Raw genomic sequence first — 4,644 nt, forward strand, 5'->3', positions numbered from 1 at the left:
AATATACAGTTATATTACATATGTATTTTGTAAAATCCCGATTTTTTGTCGGTTAATCATTAGCAGGGAAGGATAGGGGTCTTATTAATATACTTTTACTATATATAAGTAAAGTGTTTTGAAATTGAAAATATTTGACTGATATTTTAATGATAGAAATTAAATGTCAGATAAGTACTTTCCAACATACAGACCACTTGCAGCTGCTTGAGATAATGAATGCGTAACGCCTGAACAATCTCCAATTAAAAATAGCCCATGTATACTAGTTTCAAAATGATTATTAATTTTTATCGTAGGGGCATAGAACTTTCCATCAATTCCATATAGTAAAGTATGTTGATCGATAGGCTCCTGTATAAATTGTTCTAAGCGTAATAAAAATTCTTTTAGCCCTTCAATATATAATTGAGGAATTTCTTGATTCAAATCTCCATAATCCCCCTGTAGTGTAGGCTGTATACGATTATGCTCCATGCTGTTTTCCACCGTAGGTTGTTTCTTTAGTAAGTCCTCTAAGCGCTGTATAACAATCCGATCTCGTCCTTGGTTAATGCCTTCAATAATTGAACTTGCGTATGCATTTGCTTCTTTGAGAGTTGGAAAATAGCGAGGAATAAATAAAGTGAAATTTAAGTTAGAAGTGCCAGTTCCTTGTTCCCGAAAATTTTGACCGTCAGGCATAACTAAACCTTCTTCGTACTTTCGAATGATGCGGCCTTGTGGATTCATACAGTAAGTAGTTGCTGTGAAATGCTCACCTTGATAAGAAAGTTTTGTTTCAAAAGTATCTTTTAATATAGAACGTAATTGATGTTCTTTCATTTCTACTCTAATTCCTAAATCTACACGTGTTTGCTCCTGAGAAATATTTAGGGAACTGCATATTTCTTTTAACCAATCGGCCCCAGAGCGCCCAGTTGCAAATACAAGTTGCTTAGTTTGAACTGTTCCTTGATTTGTCTCTATTGTAAAATGATCTTCCTGTTTCAGAATATGTTGTACATCTATATGAAATTGGATCTTTATTTTCGTCAGTAAAAATTCATAGAGCTGCTGAAAAATGTTACTGGAAAGTGTAGTACCAAGATGTCTTACTTCTGTTGTTAGCATTTGTAAACCACACGCTTCAGCTCTCTTAGTGAGACTTGAATTTTCAGTAGAATATTTTGAAACCGAACTTCCACCAAACTGACATAGAATTTCATCTACTTCAGCCATGAGTTGTATAAAACCCTCTTTACCGACTTTTTTCTCAAGTTCTCCGCCAAATCCGTTTGTATAATTAAATTTCCCTTCAGATTTTCCTAAACCACCAAACCCGAAATATTTATCACATGTAGTACAATTACACACTTTTCCTTCGTCTAAAGGACAATGGCGATCTTCTAGCGCTTTACCTTTATCAAGAATTAAAACTTTTTTGTTACTTTTAGCTAGTGAATAAGCCATAAAAATGCTACTTACTCCAGCGCCGATAATTGTAACATCATACATATTCTTCCACCTGCTAACGGATAGTTTGTTTTTTATTTTTCTAGTGTATAACAATTTTATGAAGTTAAGAAATAGCTTTTATTAATAAAGTGGGAGTTTTTGAACTTGATGCTTTATTAATTTCTACGAGTGGCGGAGTAAATACAAAAATTTTTATTTGAAAGAAGAAATAGTTTAAAAAATAACTATGTCATATGATTAATAACATCTTACATAGAAAAAAAACAGACCTTTTAAGTGAAGAGGTCTGTTAATGATTTTAAATCTTATTTAGCAAACACATGATTACCAATTACTGCTACTGTCTGACGTGTCGTAATCCACTTGTCTGTTGATGTTTTTGGATTGTAGAAATAAAGCCAGTCAGAATGTACTCCATTTGTGGAGATAGCCTCTTCTACAGCCATTTTTGCTTCTGCGCTTGCAGGCTGATTAATTCTTCCATCTGTAACAGGAGTAAATGCATATCCGTATTTAATAGGTTCATAAATAACGCCTGTTATTGTATTTGGAAAACCTTTTGCATTTACACGATTTAGTATAACTTTCGCTACTGCTACTTTTCCTTTATAGGATTCGCCACCTGCTTCGGCGGTAACTAAGCGTGCCATTAAGTCTTTTTCTTTTTGTGAAATGCTTGAGTTGATTTTTAAATGTTGTCCTGTATAAAGCTTGTTTCCGACTGTATTGTTAATTTGTTTTATAGATTGGACAGTGACATTGTAACGCCTTGCTATCGTTTCTAATGAATCTCCCGGTTGTACTTGATAAATAATTTGTCCAGAAATGTTCGCAGGCTTGGCGTTTTGAGGAACAGTGATTTCATTTGATTTCACGGACCCTGGAATATGTAACTGTTCGCCAATAAAGGTTTGATCGTTTCCTTTATTATTAGCCTGTTTAATGGATTGTATTGAAACTCCGTATTGTTTACTAATGCCCCAAAGTGTATCGTTCTTTTTTACTGTATGAATGGTAGAAGCTTCAGCTGTGCTTTGACTACATACGAATGTAATTGCAGCTGCAGATAAAGGGATTATATGTTTTAGTTTTAGTAATTTCATTGTAAATCCTCCTAAGAAAAAATTAAGGTGAAACTATTAAGTAATGTAGTTTGAAATGTATATATGCGTAATATATTAATGTAAGTATATTAGCACATATAAAATAAATAATCACTATAAGTTTCATATTCGTGTAGTGTAGAGTCCGAATATGAAATATTGCATATGAAAATACATTGAAGTTCATATTTCTGATTACTATAATCTATTTAGTACAAAGGGAATACGTTATAGAAATGAAATCATTATAGATTAATATAATGATTAATTATTAATAGGAGGATTAATGCAATGGAAATATTTCAAAAAATGTGTGCGTCAACTGTAATCATTACAACACTTTTAGGAACAGGGGGTACTATTAATAGTGTACATGCTGATTCTATAGAACAGCAGATTAAATCAGGGATAGAACAAGAAACAGATAAGCAAATTATTGTGAAATTTAAAGCGGATTTGGATTTGCCATATGAAGATGGTATTGAAAAACAAATACAATCTCAAACGAATGATAAAGTAATAAAAGATCTTTTGACAGAATATCCAGATGCAACATTTACTCGTTTATTCACATCTGTAAGCCCGGAACAAATACAAAACCTTGAAGTGAAAGCACCTAATCATGTATCTACAAGTTTATTAAACTACTATATTCTTCAAAATCAAAATAGTGGGTATGAAGAAGAAATAGTAGATAAGTTAAAGGCATCGTCTTTAATAGAAGATGCGTATATGAAGAAACAAGAGAAAATAATGCCACCTGAAGTGCAATCATCAAGTGTAGCTCTTAATCCTAGTAACAATCCTAGATTTAGAAAACAAGGTTATCTTGAAGCGGCCCCATACGGTATTAATGCGCCTTTCGCCTGGGGAATTCAAGGCGGTAATGGAAATGGTATCACTTTTGTTGATATGGAATACGGATGGTTATTAAATCATGAGGATTTATTACATCAAAAAATTGAGTTAATGTCTGGAAGAAATATAGATCAGCATGTCGGTCATGGGACGTCTGTACTAGGAATTGTATCCTCTGAGGACAATGAAGTTGGGAATATTGGGATTGCGCCAAAAGCGAAAGCAAAGGTTATCTCTCAAATAAGAGAAAATGGACAGTATAATACGGCTGATGCAATATTAAGCGCTGTAAATCAGTTAGAAGCTGGGGATGTTTTATTGTTAGAGGCACAAGCATCTTTCGATGGATATGGTGATAAATATTTACCTGTTGAAGTACAACCAGATATCTTTGATGCAATTCGTGCTGGTACAGATAAAGGGATTGTAATTATAGAGGCCGGAGCAAATGGGTGGAATGATTTAGACCAGTTCAAAGATAGAAAAGGTAAGCAAGTCTTAAATCGTAATAGTAAAGATTTTAAAGATTCGGGTGCAATTATGGTAGGAGCTGGCTCTTCATCTTTCCCTCATGAACGTATGTGGTTTTCGAATTATGGAAGCCGTATTGATGTGTACGGATGGGGAGAAAATGTAGATACAACTACAGCCGAGCAAAGTAGAAGTGCTGTAAATCTTTATACTTCAAGCTTTAGCGGAACATCTAGTGCTTCGCCAATTATTGCTGGGGCAGCGACTTTAGTACAAAGCATTGCTAAAGAAAATTTAGGACAACCATATAGACCTAGTGAACTAAGAGCAATATTAAGTAACCAGAGCACAGGAACAAAATCTAAAGATCCATATGCAGATAAAATTGGTGTTTTACCAGATTTGAAGTCTATACTAGCAAACTTAGGCTATGAACAAAGAAAACCAAACGGTGGGAATGAATTACAAGTAACAGAAAATGAACCAAATAATGAGCCTAGACAGGCAAATAAAGTTAACTTTCATACACCGGTGAAAGGAACGCTACATAATAGTGATAGAGTAGATGTATTTACTTTCCAAATTGATTCGCCGGAAAATATTAATATTTCTCTACTAAATGAACAAAATATTGGAATGACATGGGTACTTCATCATGAATCAGATTTAAATAACTATGTAGCATATGGTGAAAATGAAGGCAATGTAGTTAAAGGAACTTATAATGCAAAGCCAGGTAAATATTATTTATACG

3 protein-coding genes are annotated in these 4,644 nt (G+C 33.6%); 1 reads left to right on the top strand and 2 read right to left on the bottom strand.

The genetic code is table 11. The features are described from left to right. Positions 1–159: 159 nt before the first annotated feature. Positions 160–1,497 carry an NAD(P)/FAD-dependent oxidoreductase gene (locus ACQGSG_RS26765; protein ID WP_098330807.1) on the bottom strand — a complete coding sequence of 446 codons (1,338 nt, stop codon included), beginning with the start codon at positions 1,495–1,497 and terminating at the stop codon, positions 160–162. Between the two features lie 266 nt (positions 1,498–1,763). Beyond that, positions 1,764–2,561: a cell wall hydrolase gene (locus tag ACQGSG_RS26770; RefSeq protein WP_000771174.1), complete on the bottom strand. Its 798-nt coding sequence runs from the start codon at positions 2,559–2,561 to the stop codon at positions 1,764–1,766. Positions 2,562–2,852: 291 nt separating this feature from the next. Here ACQGSG_RS26770 and ACQGSG_RS26775 point away from each other — a divergent pair. Further along, positions 2,853–4,644: S8 family peptidase (locus ACQGSG_RS26775; protein WP_426948444.1), on the top strand; the 1,792-nt coding region annotated here is incomplete at its 3' end.

Source organism: Bacillus sp. GMa5/1 (genome assembly GCF_050172015.1).
GTDB classification, from domain to species: Bacteria; Bacillota; Bacilli; order Bacillales; family Bacillaceae_G; genus Bacillus_A; species Bacillus_A cereus.